12 protein-coding genes and 1 pseudogene are annotated in these 16,207 nt (G+C 64.8%); all 13 read right to left on the minus strand.

What is annotated here, in order from left to right; all coding sequences use genetic code 11:
• Positions 1–93: 93 nt before the first annotated feature.
• Positions 94–1,323, minus strand: coding sequence for a cell division protein FtsA (ftsA, locus tag CLU85_RS19455; RefSeq protein WP_100411715.1), 1,230 nt, complete (start codon positions 1,321–1,323; stop codon positions 94–96).
• 83 nt (positions 1,324–1,406) lie between these two features.
• Positions 1,407–2,213, minus strand: coding sequence for a cell division protein FtsQ/DivIB (locus tag CLU85_RS19460; RefSeq protein WP_100411716.1), 807 nt, complete (start codon positions 2,211–2,213; stop codon positions 1,407–1,409).
• Positions 2,210–3,199, minus strand: coding sequence for a D-alanine--D-alanine ligase (locus tag CLU85_RS19465; RefSeq protein ID WP_100411717.1), 990 nt, complete (start codon positions 3,197–3,199; stop codon positions 2,210–2,212). Before CLU85_RS19465 ends, CLU85_RS19460 begins: the two co-directional genes overlap by 4 nt.
• Complete coding sequence (gene murC / locus CLU85_RS19470; protein WP_100411718.1) at positions 3,196–4,629, minus strand: UDP-N-acetylmuramate--L-alanine ligase; 1,434 nt, start codon at positions 4,627–4,629, stop codon at positions 3,196–3,198. Before murC ends, CLU85_RS19465 begins: the two co-directional genes overlap by 4 nt.
• Positions 4,626–5,690: an undecaprenyldiphospho-muramoylpentapeptide beta-N-acetylglucosaminyltransferase gene (gene murG, locus CLU85_RS19475; RefSeq protein ID WP_100411719.1), complete on the minus strand. Its 1,065-nt coding sequence runs from the start codon at positions 5,688–5,690 to the stop codon at positions 4,626–4,628. The genes murC and murG overlap by 4 nt, the downstream gene beginning before the upstream one ends.
• Positions 5,691–5,769: 79 nt before the next feature.
• Positions 5,770–7,038: a putative lipid II flippase FtsW gene (gene ftsW, locus CLU85_RS19480; RefSeq protein WP_100411720.1), complete on the minus strand. Its 1,269-nt coding sequence runs from the start codon at positions 7,036–7,038 to the stop codon at positions 5,770–5,772.
• Complete coding sequence (gene murD / locus CLU85_RS19485) at positions 7,035–9,032, minus strand: UDP-N-acetylmuramoyl-L-alanine--D-glutamate ligase (RefSeq protein WP_369858272.1); 1,998 nt, start codon at positions 9,030–9,032, stop codon at positions 7,035–7,037. The genes ftsW and murD overlap by 4 nt, the downstream gene beginning before the upstream one ends.
• Positions 9,029–10,207 (minus strand): phospho-N-acetylmuramoyl-pentapeptide-transferase, encoded by a 1,179-nt coding sequence (gene mraY / locus CLU85_RS19490; protein ID WP_100411721.1) that lies wholly within the window; start codon positions 10,205–10,207, stop codon positions 9,029–9,031. Before mraY ends, murD begins: the two co-directional genes overlap by 4 nt.
• Positions 10,208–10,246: 39 nt before the next feature.
• The gene (gene murF, locus CLU85_RS19495) at positions 10,247–11,704 is read right to left on the minus strand and encodes a UDP-N-acetylmuramoyl-tripeptide--D-alanyl-D-alanine ligase (protein ID WP_100412653.1); all 1,458 of its coding nucleotides are present in this window, start codon (positions 11,702–11,704) and stop codon (positions 10,247–10,249) included.
• Positions 11,701–13,214, minus strand: a pseudogene (locus CLU85_RS19500) (UDP-N-acetylmuramoyl-L-alanyl-D-glutamate--2,6-diaminopimelate ligase). Before CLU85_RS19500 ends, murF begins: the two are co-directional and overlap by 4 nt.
• Complete coding sequence (locus CLU85_RS19505; protein ID WP_100411722.1) at positions 13,214–14,959, minus strand: penicillin-binding protein 2; 1,746 nt, start codon at positions 14,957–14,959, stop codon at positions 13,214–13,216. The pseudogene CLU85_RS19500 and the gene CLU85_RS19505 overlap by 1 nt, the downstream one beginning before the upstream one ends.
• Positions 14,956–15,273 carry a cell division protein FtsL gene (gene ftsL / locus CLU85_RS19510; protein WP_100411723.1) on the minus strand — a complete coding sequence of 106 codons (318 nt, stop codon included), beginning with the start codon at positions 15,271–15,273 and terminating at the stop codon, positions 14,956–14,958. Before ftsL ends, CLU85_RS19505 begins: the two co-directional genes overlap by 4 nt.
• A gap of 4 nt (positions 15,274–15,277) precedes the next feature.
• Positions 15,278–16,201 carry a 16S rRNA (cytosine(1402)-N(4))-methyltransferase RsmH gene (rsmH, locus tag CLU85_RS19515; RefSeq protein ID WP_100411724.1) on the minus strand — a complete coding sequence of 308 codons (924 nt, stop codon included), beginning with the start codon at positions 16,199–16,201 and terminating at the stop codon, positions 15,278–15,280.
• Positions 16,202–16,207 lie beyond the last annotated feature (6 nt).

The following is a 16,207-nucleotide window of genomic DNA, read 5'->3' on the forward strand; positions in this document are numbered from 1 at the left end:
GTATTGAAGAGCGCGGCGGTCCTGTACATCGCCATCGCTCGCGCGGTATCCGGTGAGGACTTCCCCGCGCTAACCAGAGTGGGTATTTCATGGTCAGAAATTCCCCACGATGAAATCTTTGAAGCGTCCGAACGCGGTCTTCATGGACCCGCTTTTTTGCGCCACCTTGAAACCGCGCAACCGTGCCAGGCGTGCTTCTTCAAGCAGCCCCATGACAGTGGCCGCCCGGGGTTGCGCCACCATGTCCGCCAGGGCACTGGAATACTTGGGAATGCCGCGCCGCACGGGCTTGAGGAAGATGTCCTCGCCCAGCTCGATCATGCCGGGCATCACCGAGCTGCCGCCCGTGAGCACGATGCCCGAGGACAACACCTCTTCGTAACCCGACTCGCGGATCACCTGCTGCACCAGCGAGAAGATCTCTTCCACGCGCGGTTCGATCACACCGGCCAGCGCCTGCTTGCTCAGCATGCGCGGGCTGCGGTCACCCAGGCCGGGGACTTCCACCTGCGCCTCGGGGTCAGCCAGCAACTGCTTGGCGTAACCACTCTCGACCTTGATGTCTTCCGCGTCCTTGGTGGGCGTGCGCAAGGCCATGGCGATGTCGCTGGTGATCAGGTCGCCCGCAATCGGGATCACCGCCGTGTGCCGGATCGCCCCGCCCGTGAAGATGGCCACATCGGTCGTGCCGGCGCCGATGTCCACAACCACCACGCCCAGTTCGCGCTCATCGTCGGTCAGCACGGCCTGGCTGCTGGCCAGCGGGTTGAGCATGAGCTGTTCGACCTCCAGGCCGCAGCGGCGCACACACTTGATGATGTTCTCGGCCGCGCTCTGTGCACCGGTCACGATGTGGATCTTGGCCTCCAGGCGGATGCCGCTCATGCCGATGGGCTCTTTCACATCCTGCCCATCAATCACGAACTCCTGAGGTTCCACCAGCAACAAGCGCTGATCGCTGCTGATGTTGATGGCCTTGGCCGTCTCCACCACACGCGCCACGTCAGCGGAAGTCACTTCCTTGTCCTTGACGGCCACCATGCCACTGGAATTGAGGCCCCGGATATGGCTGCCCGTGATGCCGGTGTACACGCGCTGGATCTTGCAGTCGGCCATCAGCTCAGCCTCTTTCAGGGCCTGCTGGATGCTCTGCACGGTGGCGTCGATGTTGACCACCACGCCACGCTTCAAGCCATTGCTCGGGGCCACGCCCAGGCCTGCGAGCTTCAGCTCGCCATTGGGCAGAACCTCGGCCACCACAGCCATGACCTTGGCCGTGCCGATATCCAGCCCCACCACGACATCTTTGTATTCTCTTGCCATATCAGTCTCTGCCCTTCTCTGTTCTGTCCCGCCATCCCACCGCCTGTATCGCACTTCGCCGACTGCTTTGCTGTGCCATGCCATCACCTCCTGCGCACGCCGCCAGGGGAACCGGCAGCGTCCGCGCTGACCGTGCTCACGCCCCGCAAGCGCAGGGCGTAGCCTCCCGCATGCCGCAAATCGGCGGACTCCAGCGCGTCCACACGCCGGCCATACTGCGCAGCCACCTGTGTCAGGGTCCGGATAAAGCGCTGCGTGCGTTGCACCACTTCCTGGGGCGCTCCGCCCCCCAGCTCCACCACGGCCTCGCTGTCGAGCGTGGCACGCCAGCCCCCTCGGCCCGTGAGTTCCAGCTCATCCACATCCAGCCCCAGGGGCTTGAACACGGGCTGGATCAAGCCATACATCTGCAGCACCTCGGGCGAGCTGCCTGCAGGCCCTTGCAGGCGCGGCAGGCCTTCCTGCTCCACATCGCCCACGTTGGCCTCGAACACCTCGCCCTGCGTGTTGACCAGCGCGGAGCCGCTCTCGGGGCCCCAGTACGCCACGGCGTCGTGCTCCTGCAGCTCTACGCGCAGGCTGCCGGGATACACACGTCGCACCTGCGCACGGCGTACCCAGGGCACCTGCTCGAAGGCCTCGCGGGCGGAGCGCAGGTCCACGGTGAAAAAATTGCCCGCCAGATGCGGCGCCACGTTGGCCCGCAAAGTCACGGCGTTGTTGTGTGCAAGCTCGCCCTGCACCACGATGCGCGCAATGGCAAACCCCTGGTAACGCAACACCCACCAGGCCCCCGCTGCCAGCACAAACGCCACAAAGCCCACGAACAGGACCGATGCGGTCAGGTTCATGAGCTTGACGTCCAGAGGTGCTGGCAAGGTGTTGGTCATGCGCTGAGGGCTCCCAACGTGGCGCCTGGTGGCGTATCGAGCGTGGCCGTCGCCAACACCCCCACACACAAGTCTTCATAGCTGATACCGGACGCGCGCGCCGACATGGGTACGAGCGAATGGCCTGTCATGCCGGGCGAGGTATTGATCTCCAGCAAGAATGGCTGGCGGTCGCTGGCGCGGATCATGATGTCCGCACGTCCCCAGCCCCGGCAGCCCAGCGCACGAAAAGCCTGCACCACCAGGCGCTGGATCTCGCGCTCTTCGGCCTCGGGCAAACCGCTCGGGCAGTGGTATTGCGTCACGTCCGTGAAGTACTTGTTCTGGTAGTCGTAGTTGCCTTCGGGTGCCACGATGCGGATCACAGGCAACGCATGGGCGCCAGCACCTTCACCCAATACCGGGCAAGTGGTCTCGTCACCCTCGATGAACTGCTCGCACAACACTTCGGGGTCGTATTTCGAGGCCAGCAGGTAGGCCTGCTCGCACTGCGCTGGCGAAGTGACCTTGGTCAGGCCGATCGTGGAGCCCTCGCGCGAGGGCTTCACGATCATTGGTGCACCCAGCGCCAGCAGGGCCTGCACCGTCTGTTCTGCGCTGGACACCAGACGCCAGTCGGGTGTGGGCAGTCCTTCAAAGCGCCAGATGCGCTTGGTCATGATCTTGTCCATGGCGATGCTCGATGCCATGACGCCAGGGCCCGTGTAGGGAATACCCAGCAGCTCCAGAGCACCCTGCACAGTGCCATCTTCACCATGGCGGCCATGCAGCGCGATGAAGCAGCGTGCATAGCCATCGCGCTTGAGGTCGCCCAGGTCGCTTTGCGCGGGATCGAACGCATGGGCATCCACGCCCCGCGAGCGCAAGGCCTGCAGCACACCGCTGCCCGACATCAATGACACTTCGCGCTCGGCCGAAGCACCGCCCATCAGCACCGCCACCTTGCCCAGCGCTTTCACATCCACATTTGAATCAATAAGGGTCATAGTGCGCTCCCTTCAACCGCCTTCAGCTCACTATTTTGTAGCAAATCAACGACCTTTCCGGGTACAGCCCCGATGGAGCCAGCGCCCATGCACATCACCACATCGCCATTGCGCGCGTTGTCGCCAATGGCCTGCGGCAGGTCGGCCACGTTGTCAACGAACATGGGCTCCACGCGCCCCGCGACCCGCAGAGCGCGGGCCAACGAGCGACCGTCGGCGGCCACCACGGGCGCCTCGCCAGCTGCATACACCTCGGTGAGTAGCACCGCGTCGGCATTGCCGATGACTTTCACAAAATCCTCGAAACAATCGCGCGTGCGGCTGTAGCGGTGCGGCTGAAAGGCCAGCACCAGGCGGCGGCCCGGAAAGGCGCCGCGCGCTGCCGCCAGCGTGGCGGCCATCTCGACCGGGTGGTGGCCGTAGTCGTCGATCACGGTGAACAGCCCCCCGTCTTTGGCGGGCAAGTTGCCATAACTTTGGAAGCGCCGACCCACACCCTTGAAACCCGCCAGCGCACGCTGCACGGCTTCGTCGGGAATGTTGAGCTCCACCGCCACCGCGATGGCCGACAGCGCGTTGAGCACGTTGTGCTCGCCCGCCAGGTTCAGCACGATGTCCAGATCAGGCAAGGTCACGCCATTGCGCCGCTGCACCGTGAAGTGCATCTGCCCCGCCTCAGCCCGGACGTTGACGGCACGCACCTGCGCATCCTCCGAAAAACCGTAGCTGGTGATGGGGCAGGTCACGCTTTGCAGAATGTCGCGCACGGCCGGGCTGTCCACGCACAGGATGGCCGTGCCATAGAACGGCATGCGGTGCAGAAAATCGACGAACGCACCCTTGAGTCGGCCAAAGTCGTGGCCGTAGGTCTCCATGTGGTCGGCGTCGATGTTGGTCACCACGGCCATCACAGGCAGCAGGTTCAGGAACGATGCGTCGGACTCGTCGGCCTCAACCACGATGTAGTCGCCACTGCCCAACTTGGCATTGGCACCCGCGCTGTTGAGTTTGCCGCCGATGACAAAGGTCGGGTCCAGACCGGCCTCGGCCAGCACGCTGGTCACCAGGCTGGTGGTGGTGGTCTTGCCGTGGGTGCCTGCAATGGCGATGCCCTGCTTCAGGCGCATCAACTCGGCCAGCATGAGCGCGCGGGGCACTACCGGGATCTTTTTCGCGCGCGCGGCCAGCACCTCGGGGTTGTCCGAAGTCACCGCGGTGGACGTCACTACCGCATCAGCGCCATCGATGTGCGCAGCGGCATGGCCCAGGCAGGTGGTGATGCCCAGGCCCTGCAGGCGGCGCAGCGTGGCGCTGTCGGCCAGGTCAGAGCCCGAGATGCGGTAACCCAGGTTGAACAACACCTCGGCGATGCCGCTCATGCCGGCGCCGCCCAGGCCAACGAAGTGAATGTGGCGAATCGCGTGTTTCATGCTGCAAGCTCCTCGCAGGCAGTGACCACTTCGCGAGTGGCATTGATTTTTTGCATGTTTTTGGCCTTGAGCGCTTTATCTATCAGCGCGGGGCGCTCCATATTCAATAGCATCTGTGCCAACCCTTGGGGCGACAGATCACGTTGCTGCACCAGCCAGCCGCCTCCGGCGTTCACCAGGAACTGCGCGTTGGTGGTCTGGTGGTCGTCCACCGCCGAGGGGAAAGGTACAAAAATGGACGCGGCCCCTACGGCGGCAATTTCTGTCACGGTGCTGGCGCCCGCGCGGCAGACGATGATGTCGGCCGCCGCAAATGCGCTGGCGGTGTCGTCGATGAACGGTGTGAGTTCGGCCTTGACCCCGGCGGCCGCATAGTGGGCACGCAGGGCATCGATCTGCGTGGCACCACTCTGGTGAACCACGGTGGGGCGCTGTTCGAGGGGCATGAGGGCGATGGCCTGCGGCACGATCTCGTTGAGCGCGCGTGCGCCCAGGCTGCCACCCACCACCAACAGACGCAGAGGGCCGGTGCGCCCGGCAAACCGCTCAGCGGGCCCGGCTTGCTGCGTGAAGGCCGTGCGCAGCGGGTTGCCCACCCACTGGCCTTGCTTGAACACATTGGGGAAGGCAGTGAACACGCGGTCGGCCACGCCTGCCAGCACCTTGTTGGCCATACCCGCCACCGAGTTCTGCTCATGCAGCACCAGCGGCTTGCCAGCCAGAACGCCCATCATTCCACCCGGAAAAGTGATGTAGCCCCCCAGGCCCACCACCACGTCGGGCTTGACGCGGCGCACCACCTGCAGGGCTTGCCAGAACGCACGCAACAAGCGAAGCGGCAGCAGCGCCAGCGTGACGAGACCCTTGCCGCGCACGCCCGAAAAGTCGATCAGCTCCAGCGCAAAGCCGTGCGTGGGCACGATGCGTGACTCCATGCTGCCCGGCGCGCCCAGCCAGTGCACGCGCCAGCCACGCGCGCGAAGCTCCTCGGCCACGGCCAGGCCGGGGAAGATGTGGCCACCGGTGCCACCCGCCATGATGAGGGCGGTTTTTGGCGTCATACGCGGCCACCCCTCATGAGGCACTGCGTGCCTGGCATTGCTTGCGCAATGCACAGCTTGTTTTGGTGAAACAAACTTCTCATACGCGGCCTCCGCGCATGAGAAGCTTGTTTTCATAATCCACCCGCAATACCACCGCAAGCGCCACGAGATTCATCAAGATCGCCGACCCCCCGAAACTCATCAGTGGCAGCGTGAGCCCCTTGGTGGGCAGAGCCCCCAGGTTCACACCCATGTTGATGAACGCCTGGAAGCCGATCCAGATCGCCACCCCTTGCGCCACCAGGCCAGAGAACACGCGGTCCAGTGCAATGGCCTGGCGGCCGATGTGCATGATGCGGCGGGTCATCCACAGGAACAGCACGATGAGTGCGAGCACACCCAGCAAGCCGAACTCCTCGCCAATCACGGCCAGCAGAAAGTCGGTATGAGCTTCGGGCAGCCAGTGCAGTTTTTCCACACTACCGCCCAGGCCGACACCAAAAATTTCGCCGCGCCCGATGGCGATGAGCGAATGCGAGAGCTGGTAGCCCTTGCCCAGTGCATGCTGCTCGCTGAAGGGGTCGAGGTAAGCGAACACACGCTCGCGGCGCCAGGGCGAGCTGGCGATCATCAGCGCAAAGGCGCCCACCAGCACCCCGGCGATCAGGAAAAACATGCGGGCGTTGACGCCGCCCAGAAACAAGATGCCCATGGCGATCACCGCCACCACCATGAAGGCGCCCATGTCGGGCTCGGCCAGCAACAAAACGCCCACAATGGCCACGGCAGCGCCCATCGGCAATACCGCGCGGAAGAAGCGCTCCTTGACCTCCATCTTGCGCACCATGTAATCGGCAGCGTAGATGAGCACAGCAAACTTGGCCACCTCGGAGGGCTGGAACCCGATAGGCCCGATGGACAACCAGCGCCGCGCCCCATTGACCACCTTGCCGACCCCGGGGATCAATACGGCCACCAGCATCAGAAGGGCCAGCACAAACAGCCAGGGCGCCACGCGCTCCCACAGTGCCATAGGTATCTGGAACGTCAACAGCGCCGCCACAAAACCCACCACCAGGTACATCACGTGCCGGGTGAGGAAGTGGGTGGATGCATAGTTGGCAAACCGCGGGTTGTCCGGCATGGCGATGGATGCCGAATACACCATGACCAGCCCCCAGGCGAGCAATGCCACCACCACCCACAGCAGGGCCTGGTCAAACCCCAGAACGCTGGCAGGTGTGCTGGAAGATTGCCGGTACTCGGTGCCGCCCACACGCACGGGCAGCACATCGGCCGCCTTGCCCGGCAAGCCACCAAACCAGCCGGTCACGCGTTGCAGCAGGGTGCTGGCGGGTGCTGTCATGCCATCCCCTCCACCGGCTGCCCGGCATCGTCTGCCATCGCGCGCACGGCGTCACAGAAGACCTGTGCCCGGTGCTCGTAATCCTTGAACATGTCGAAGCTGGCGCAGGCAGGCGACATCAAGACCGCATCGCCCGCGTGCGCCCGCTGGGCGGCCAGCGCTACGGCCTGAGGCAGCGTTTCAGCATCCAGCAAGGCCACGCCGGACTCTTCCAGGGCTGCGCGGATCAGCGGCGCATCGCGCCCCATCAGCACCACCGCGCGGGCATAACGCGATACCGGCACGGCCAAGGGAGAGAAGTCCTGCCCCTTGCCTTCGCCGCCCAGGATGACCACCAGGCGGCGCTCGGTACCCAGGCCGATGAGCGCTGCGACCGTGGCGCCCACGTTGGTGCCCTTGCTGTCGTCGAAGTATTCCACGCTGTGGATGATCGCCACGGGCTCCACGCGGTGTGGCTCACCCCGGTATTCACGCAGGCCGTACAACATGGGCGCCAGGGGGCAGCCAGCGGCTGCGGCCAAAGCCAGTGCGGCCAGCGCGTTGGAGGCGTTGTGGCGCCCCCGGATGCGCAGCGCGTCGGCAGGCATGAGCCGCTGGATGTGCAGGTCTTCCTCGACGTCGTTGCGTCCGCGCTTGCGGGTTTCGTCTGCGTCCATGGCACGCACCAGCCAGGGCATTCCGCTCACCACCTCAATCCCAAAGTCGCCCGGACGCCGGGGCATGTCGCCGCCAAAGGTGAGGTGCGCGCGCACCTGCGGCTTTTGCAGCTTGACCTTGACGGGGGGAGGCAACATCTGAATGACAGTGGCGTCTTCGCGATTCAGGACCATCAGGCCTGTCATGCCAAAAATACGGGCCTTGGCGGCGGCATAGGCGTCGATGTCGCCATGCCAGTCGAGGTGGTCCTGCGTGATGTTGAGCACGGTCGCCGCGGTGGGTTCGAAGCCAGTGATGCCATCCAGCTGGAAGCTCGACAACTCCAGCACCCACACGTCGGGCAGCGTATCCGCATCCAGATGACCGGCCAGCGTATCGAGCAGAGTCGGGCCAATGTTGCCGGCCACCGCCACGCGCTTGCCAGAGCGTTCCACCAGCTGGCCGGTGAGCGAGGTCACGGTGGTCTTGCCGTTGGTCCCGGTGATGGCCAGCACGGCAGGCGTGTAGGCATGCGATGCACGCAGGGCCGTCAACGCCGCCGCATACAAGCTCAACTCGCCCCCAGCGCTTATTCCACCGGCGGTAGCCGCTTCAAAAACAGGAGCAACCGACTGCGGACTCAGCCCTGGCGAGCGGTAGACCGCCTGCAGGTTCTGCCCCACGACCAGGCTGGCGTCGAAGGCGCCCGACACAAAACGAACCAGGGGCAACTCCTGCTGCAGCGCGGGCAATTGAGGTGGTGCAGCACGCGTGTCGGCCACAGTGACCTGCGCGCCGCAGCGCACGCACCAGCGCGCCATGGCCAGGCCCGAGGCGCCCAGGCCCAGGATGAGGATGTTCTGGCCTCTCAGCAGTTGTGCAACACCTTCGCGGGCGGGGGCCAGCGGTTCGACGGGCTCTGCCGACGCAGCGGCAGCCTCGTCGCTATCAACGCCTGCACTCACAGCGGCGCTGTCCTCGGGGGCCGACACGTCGGCAAAAATCTGCGCCACAAAATCGGCTGCAGCCTTGGCGGCCGACACGGCGGGCACGGCTTCGGGGTTCCACGCCGTGCTGGTGCCCGCGATGGCGGGCTTCGCCGTCAAGGCATCCGCCGCCTCTGCGGGCCGTGCGGATTCAGGCGGTGCATCGGTGGTGGGCAACTCCGCAGCGACCACGGCATCCAGCGCCCCTTCCTGCGCTTCAGCGCGCTCGCTGGCGGCTGGTGGAACGGCCTGCGCCTCAGCGCTCGGTGCGCTGGGCACAGGCACGCCCGCACCTGCACCAGACCCAGAGGACAACTCGGTCTCGGGCACACCGGGTGTGCCAAGGGAGGGCGTGTGATCGTTCGGGTTCATCGCAGTTTGAGCGTGGACAGGCCGATCAGGCACAGCAGCATGGTGATGATCCAGAAGCGCACGACCACCTGCGTTTCTTTCCAACCGCTCTTTTCAAAGTGGTGGTGCAGGGGCGCCATCTTGAGCAGGCGGCGGCCTTCGCCATAGCGCTTCTTGGTGAACTTGAACCAGGTCACCTGCAGCATCACCGACAGGGCTTCAACCACGAAGATGCCTCCCATGATGGCCAGCACGATCTCCTGGCGCACGATGATGGCGATGGTGCCCAGGGCTGCGCCCAGCGCCAGCGCGCCCACATCGCCCATGAACACTTGCGCCGGGTGGGCGTTGAACCACAGGAAAGCCAGACCCGCACCCGCCATGGCGGCACAGAAAATCAGCAACTCGCCCGAACCGGGGATGTGCGGAAAAAACAGGTACTTGGAATACACCGAGCTGCCCGTGACGTAGGCGAACACCCCCAGGGCCGAGCCCACCATCACCACCGGCATGATGGCCAGGCCGTCCAGGCCATCGGTCAGGTTGACCGCATTGCTCGAACCCACAATCACCAGGTAGGTCAGGACCACAAAGCCCAGCACGCCAAGTGGGTAACTCACTTCTTTGAAGAACGGCAGTTGCAGGCCCGCCTTGGGGGGCAGGTCGAGCGCAAAGCCCGACTGCACCCAGCCCACGAACAGCTCCCACACCTTGGCGTTGGAGCTTTCGGAAATGCTGAACACCAGGTACAGCGCGGCCATGAGTCCAACGACCGACTGCCAGAGGTATTTCTCACGCGAGCGCATGCCCTCGGGATCCTTGTTGACCACCTTGCGCCAGTCGTCCACCCAACCGATCGCGCCAAAACCGAGGGTGACGATGAGCACGATCCACACAAAGCGGTTGGACAGGTCAAACCACAGCAGGGTGGAAATAGCGATCGACAGCAGGATCAGCACACCGCCCATGGTGGGCGTGCCGCTCTTGGACAGGTGTGACTGCATCGCATAGCCCCGGATGGGCTGGCCGATCTTGAGCGAGGTGAGCACGCGAATCACCTTGGGCCCAGCCACCAGACCGATGAGCAGCGCCGTCAGAGCCGCCATCACCGCGCGGAAGGTGAGGTACTGGAACACCCGAAAAAACCCGAACTCGGGGGACAGGCCCTGCAGCCATTGCGACAGCATCAGCAGCATGTGGCACCTCCGGCATGGGCTGGCACCGTACGGGCAATATCAATGCGTTGCGCCATGGTGTCCCTCCCGTGGATTGATCGGCTTTTGTTGTTGTTCTGGGGGCAGTGCGGCGGCGCCAATGGCCTCGACCACCTGTTCCATCTTCATGAATCGCGATCCCTTGACCAGCACGCTGCCCACCGTGGGCAGGGCGTTGCGCACCGCATTCAGCAGTGCGCTCATATCGTTGAAATGCCGGGCACCATCGCCGTACGCCGACGCGGCGTGCACCGACTGCGCGCCAAGCGCAAACACCAAGGGAATTCCGACCTTGCGGGCATGCACTCCGGCCTCGGCGTGGAACTGCGGCCCTTGGTCGCCGACCTCACCCATATCGCCCAGCACCAGCAGCTGCGGACCGGGCAACTCGGCCAGCACCTCGATGGCAGCGTGCATGGAATCGGGGTTGGCGTTGTAGGTGTCGTCCACCACCGTGATCTCGCGGCCTGCGGCCGTCACGCTGAAGGCGCGCGAACGGCCTTTGACTGGAGTGAAGTCGTTCAGCCCCTGTGCAATGGAGGCCAGCGGTGCGCCCGCAGCCATGGCACAGGCGGCAGCGGCCAGGGCATTGGTCACGTTGTGGCGGCCCGCAATGTGCAGTTGGATGGAGACTTCGCCCTGGGGCGTTGCCAGGGCAATGGCCCAGGCACCGTGCTGCCACTGCGCACGGGAGCAGTCCACATCTCCCCCAGCACCAAAAGTCAGACAAGCACGCCCCGCAGCCAACGAACGCCACAGACCTGTGTAGACATCGCCTGCAGGGAACACGGCCGCACCATGGGCGGGCAGACTGCGGAAGACCGCGCCGTTCTCGCGGGCTACGGCCTCCACGGTGTGCATGAACTCCAGATGCTCGCGCTGCGCGTTGTTGACCAGCGCCACAGTGGGCTGGGCCATGGCAGCCAGCGTGGCGATCTCGCCGGGGTGGTTCATGCCCATCTCGATCACGGCGGCGCGGTGTGTATCGCGCAGGCGCAGCAGCATCAAAGGCACGCCGATGTCGTTGTTGAAATTGCCCTGGGTCGCAAAGGCCGCATCACCGTGCCAGGCGCGCAGGATGGAGGCGATCATCTGCGTCACGGTGGTCTTGCCATTGCTGCCTGTCACGCCGATCAGCGGCAGGCCAAATTGTGCGCGCCAGCCCGAGGCCAACGCACCCAGCGCAACCAGACTGTCAGGTACCTCGATGCCCGGCAGGCCAGCAGCCGCCAGGCCACCATGGGCCATGGCCGCCGCGGCACCGCCCGCACGGGCATCGGCCAGGAAAGCGTTGGCATCAAAGCGCTCGCCCTTCAACGCAACAAAAAGATCCCCTGCCTGCAGGCTGCGCGTATCGGTATGCACACGCATCAGCGGCGTGGTGCCCTCACCCACCAGACGGGCCGCTGGAATGCGCGGTTGCAGCAGCGCCAAGGCATGCTGCAAGGTCATGGCAGGCGTTGCTGTCGTTATTGTCATGCCCATGACTGGGCTCCTCGGGCCTGCAGCGCAGCTTGCGCATGGACCATGTCGGAGAACGGCAGGCGCACACCAGCCGTCTCCTGGGTGTCTTCATGGCCCTTGCCGGCAATCAGCACCACATCCAGGGGGCAGCCTCGGCAATGGCCTGTGCGATGGCAGCAGCGCGATCCAGCTCGGCGCGCACGGAGCCACCGGCAATGGTTCCTTGCAGGATCTGGTGCAGGATGGCCGCCGGGCTTTCGCTGCGGGGGTTGTCGCTGGTCACCAGCACCTGATCGGCCTTCTGCTGCGCCACGGCACCCATCAGGGGGCGTTTGCCCGCATCCCGGTCGCCACCGCAGCCAAACACGCACCACAGCCGTCCACCGCGTTCGGTGGCCAAGGGGCGCAAGGCCTGCAGGGCTTTTTCCAGCGCGTCAGGCGTGTGGGCGTAGTCCACAGCCACCAGGGGCTGTCCGGCAGCCACCAGCCGCTGCATGCGGCCCGGCACAGGTTGCAGACTGGCGCAGGCGCGCACGGCATCAGCCAGTGGCACGCCCCGGCTGCGCAGCGTGGCCAACACGCCCAACAGGTTGAGCACGTTGTAATGGCCGATCACGCGGGTTTGCAGCACTTGGCGCGCCCCCCCCTCCACCACCGTGAAACGCAGGCCTTGTTCACCCAGCGCAATATCCTGCGCGGCAAGCCGGGCCGGCCCCTGGGCAGAAACGCTCCACAGATCAAGGGCACTGCCCGCCAGTTCGGCATGCAACTGGGCACCTGCGGGGTCATCCACATTGATCACTGCCGCCTGCAACCCCGGCCAGTCAAACAGGGCGCGTTTGGCCAGCCAGTAGTCGGCCATGCTGCCGTGGTAGTCGAGGTGGTCCTGGGTGAAGTTGGTAAAGATGGCCGCGCGGATCCGAGAACCATCCAGCCGCGCCTCTGCCAGGCCGATGGAGGAGGCCTCGATAGCGCAAGCGCCCAACCCTTGCGCCACAAACTGGCCAAACGCGCGCTGCAGGCGCACGGGGTCGGGCGTGGTCATCCCGGTGGATACCAGCGCGGGCGGGACACCCATACCCAAAGTGCCCACCAGCGCACACTGGGCATGCGCTGACAGCTTCTCATTTGATAGCGAATTCAAAGCACCAGCCAACCACCAGGCGGTACTGGTTTTGCCGTTGGTGCCGGTGATGGCCCACACGTCCAGCCGTGTGGTGGGCTGCCCAAACCACTGCGCAGCGATCGGCCCCGTGGCGGCCTTGAGGCCATGCAGTGCAGCCATGTGGTCGCCGGAAAAATCAAAGGCCTCGGCCCCGGCCTGCTCCACCAGACAGGCCGTAGCGCCGCGCACCAGCGCGTCGGCCACATGCGCACGGCCATCGGTGGCAGCACCGGGCCAGGCAATAAAACCGTCGCCCGGGGTAATCTGGCGGCTGTCGGTGTGCAAGGTGCCAGTGACACGCGCGCGCAGCCATTGCACGGCGTCACCAGCGGAGTGCAGGGTGTGAAGGAGCGCGGGCATCACAGCGACTCCTCCACCGCGTTGGCCACGATTTGTGGTTTGACGGCCATGTCGGGCTGCACACCCATCATGCGCAGCGTCTGCTGCACGACTTCGCTGAACACGGGGGCTGCCACGGCACCGCCATAGAACACGCCATTGCTGGGCTCGTCGATCATCACCGCCACAATGATGCGGGGCTTGTCGATAGGCGCCATGCCGGTAAACCAGGCGCGGTACTTACCTGACGCATAGTTCTTGCCCACCTGCTTGCGCGCAGTGCCCGACTTGCCACCCACCGAGTAGCCGACGGTCTGGGCCTTCTGGCCCGTTCCACCCGGGCCCGCAGCCATCTGCAGCATCTTGCGCACCTGGTCGGCTGTCCGCTCGGAGAACACAGGCACACCCACGGCCGTTGCATCGGTCTTGAGCATCGTGGCAGGAATCACCCGGCCGCCGTTGGCAAACACGGTGTACGAACGCGCCATCTGAAACAGACTGGCCGACAGGCCATAGCCATAGGACATGGTGGCCTGCTCGACGGGGCGCCAGCTCTTGTAGGGGCGCAGTCGGCCCGTCACCACCCCCGGAAAGTGCAGCTGGGGCTTCTGACCAAAACCAGCAGCCGAGAAGGTTTCCCACATCTCGCGCGCAGGCATCTGCATGGCCAGCTTGGTGGTGCCTACGTTGCTGGATTTCTGGATCACCCCTTCGACCGTGAGCACGCCGTAGTTATGCGTGTCGGAAATGGTGGAGCCCGTGATCGTGATGCGTCCGGGGTTCGTATCCACAATGGTCTCGGGACGCACGCGGCCGGTTTCCAGCGCCAGGCCGATGGTGAACGGCTTCATGGTCGAGCCAGGCTCGAAGACGTCGGTGAGCGCGCGGTTGCGCAGCTGCTCGCCGTTCAGGTTCTGGCGCCTGTCGGGTACGTAACTGGGGTAGTTGGCCAGCGCCAGCAACTCGCCGGTGTGCGCATCGAGCACCACTACGCTGCCCGCCTTGGCCTTGTGCACAGCCACCTGGTCGCGCAGCTTTTGGTAGGCGAAGAACTGCACCTTGCTGTCGATGGACAACTGCATGTCCTTGCCGTCCACCGGAGGCACGGTCTCGCCCACGCTCTCCACCACGCGGCCCAGACGGTCCTTGATCACGCGGCGTGAGCCCGCCTTGCCGGCGAGGTCCTTGTCGAAGGCCAGCTCCATGCCTTCCTGGCCATGATCTTCGACGTTGGTAAAACCCACCACATGCGCAGCAGCCTCGCCTTCGGGGTACTGGCGCTTGTATTCCTTGCGCTGGTAGATGCCCTTGATGTCAAGCGCCGTGATCTGCTGGCCCAGGTCCCAATCGAGCTGGCGTTTGATCCAGACAAACGTTTTGTCTTCATCGGCCAGCTTTTTCAGCAACTCGGCCTGGGGCATATCCAGCAGCTTGGCCAACTGCTTGAGTTTGGCGCGCACCTCGGGCTTGTCTTGGTCCACATCCTCGGGGATAGCCCAGATGCTGGCCGCCGGCACGCTGGAGGCCAGGATCAGGCCATTGCGATCCAGGATCTTGCCGCGGTTCGCAGGCAGCTCCAGCGTGCGTGCGAACCGCACTTCACCCTGGCGCTGAAAGAAGGCATTGCCGAACACTTGCACATAGGCAGCGCGGGCACCCAGGCCCAAAAAGCCCAGCGCGATCATGGCCACGATGAACTTGCTGCGCCAGACCGGCGTCTTGCTGGCCAGCAAAGGGCTTGCGGTGTAGACCACGCTGCGGCTCATGGCTGTGCGCCCCCGGACTGCGATGCGGCGCGGGCTGCCGCCACCACGCCTTGGGGGTCGGACACGTACTGCGTGATGGCAGGCGTCGCCGTGCGCATGTTCAACTGACCCCGCGCAATTTTCTCCACCCGCAACGGGGTGGCCTGCGCCCGCTTTTCCACCTGTAGGCGTTGGTGTTCGGTCTCCAGGCGGCGCGCCTCGACGGTTGCGCGGTCCAGCTCAGTGAACAGGCGCCGCGACTCGTACTGGGTGTGCACCAGATAGATCGCGCTGGCCAGAACGGCCACCAACAAGACGAGGTTGAGCCGGGTCACGCTGTCAGACCCCGGTGCGCTCGGCCACGCGCATGATGGCGCTGCGCGAGCGCGGATTGGCCGCCACTTCGGCGGCGCTCGGCTTGATACGGTTCAGGGCCACCAGTTTCATGGCCTGCGGCACGGCAAAGGGCGCGCGGCGGTCGTACACCTCCTTGGAGTGCTTGGCAATGAACTGCTTGACGATGCGGTCTTCGAGCGAATGAAAACTGATGACCACCAGGCGCCCGCCTGGCTGCAGCACAGAGAGGCTTGCCTCTAGCGCCTGTTGCAGTTCTTCAAGCTCGGCGTTGATGAAAATCCGAAGAGCTTGAAATGTGCGCGTTGCAGGGTTCTGGCCCGCTTCGCGGGTTTTGACCGCGCCAGCCACGAGATCGGCCAGTTCGGCGGTGGTTGCAAGAGGGCCCCGTTCTTCGCGCCGAGCAACAATCGCCTTTGCAATGGGGCCAGCAAACCGTTCTTCACCGTAGTCACGTATCACCTCCGCAATCTGACCGACTTCGGCCGTGGCCAACCAATCGGCCACGCTTTCGCCGCGCGTGGTGTCCATGCGCATGTCCAGCGGGCCGTCAAAACGAAAACTGAAGCCCCGCTCGGGGCTGTCGATCTGGGGCGAACTCACACCCAGGTCCATCAGCACCCCGGCGGCGCTGCCTGGCGGGAGGTCGGCCAAATGGCGAAAACCTTCGTGCCGAATGGAAAAACGCGCATCGGTGATGCGCGTTGCTTCGGCAATGGCTTCAGGGTCCTTGTCAAAGGCCACAAGACGCCCTTGTGGCCCCAGCCGCAGCAGGATGAGGCGCGAATGCCCCCCGCGCCCGAAGGTGGCATCCACCCAGGTGCCAGAAGGCTCGGCACCGGCGCCGCCCAAAAGGGAATCCACAGCCTCGGCAAGAAGAACGGTGGTGTGTTGCAAAGAAGATGTCACGGTGGG

This window comes from Acidovorax sp. 69 (assembly GCF_002797445.1).
Taxonomy (GTDB): Bacteria; Pseudomonadota; Gammaproteobacteria; order Burkholderiales; family Burkholderiaceae_C; genus Acidovorax.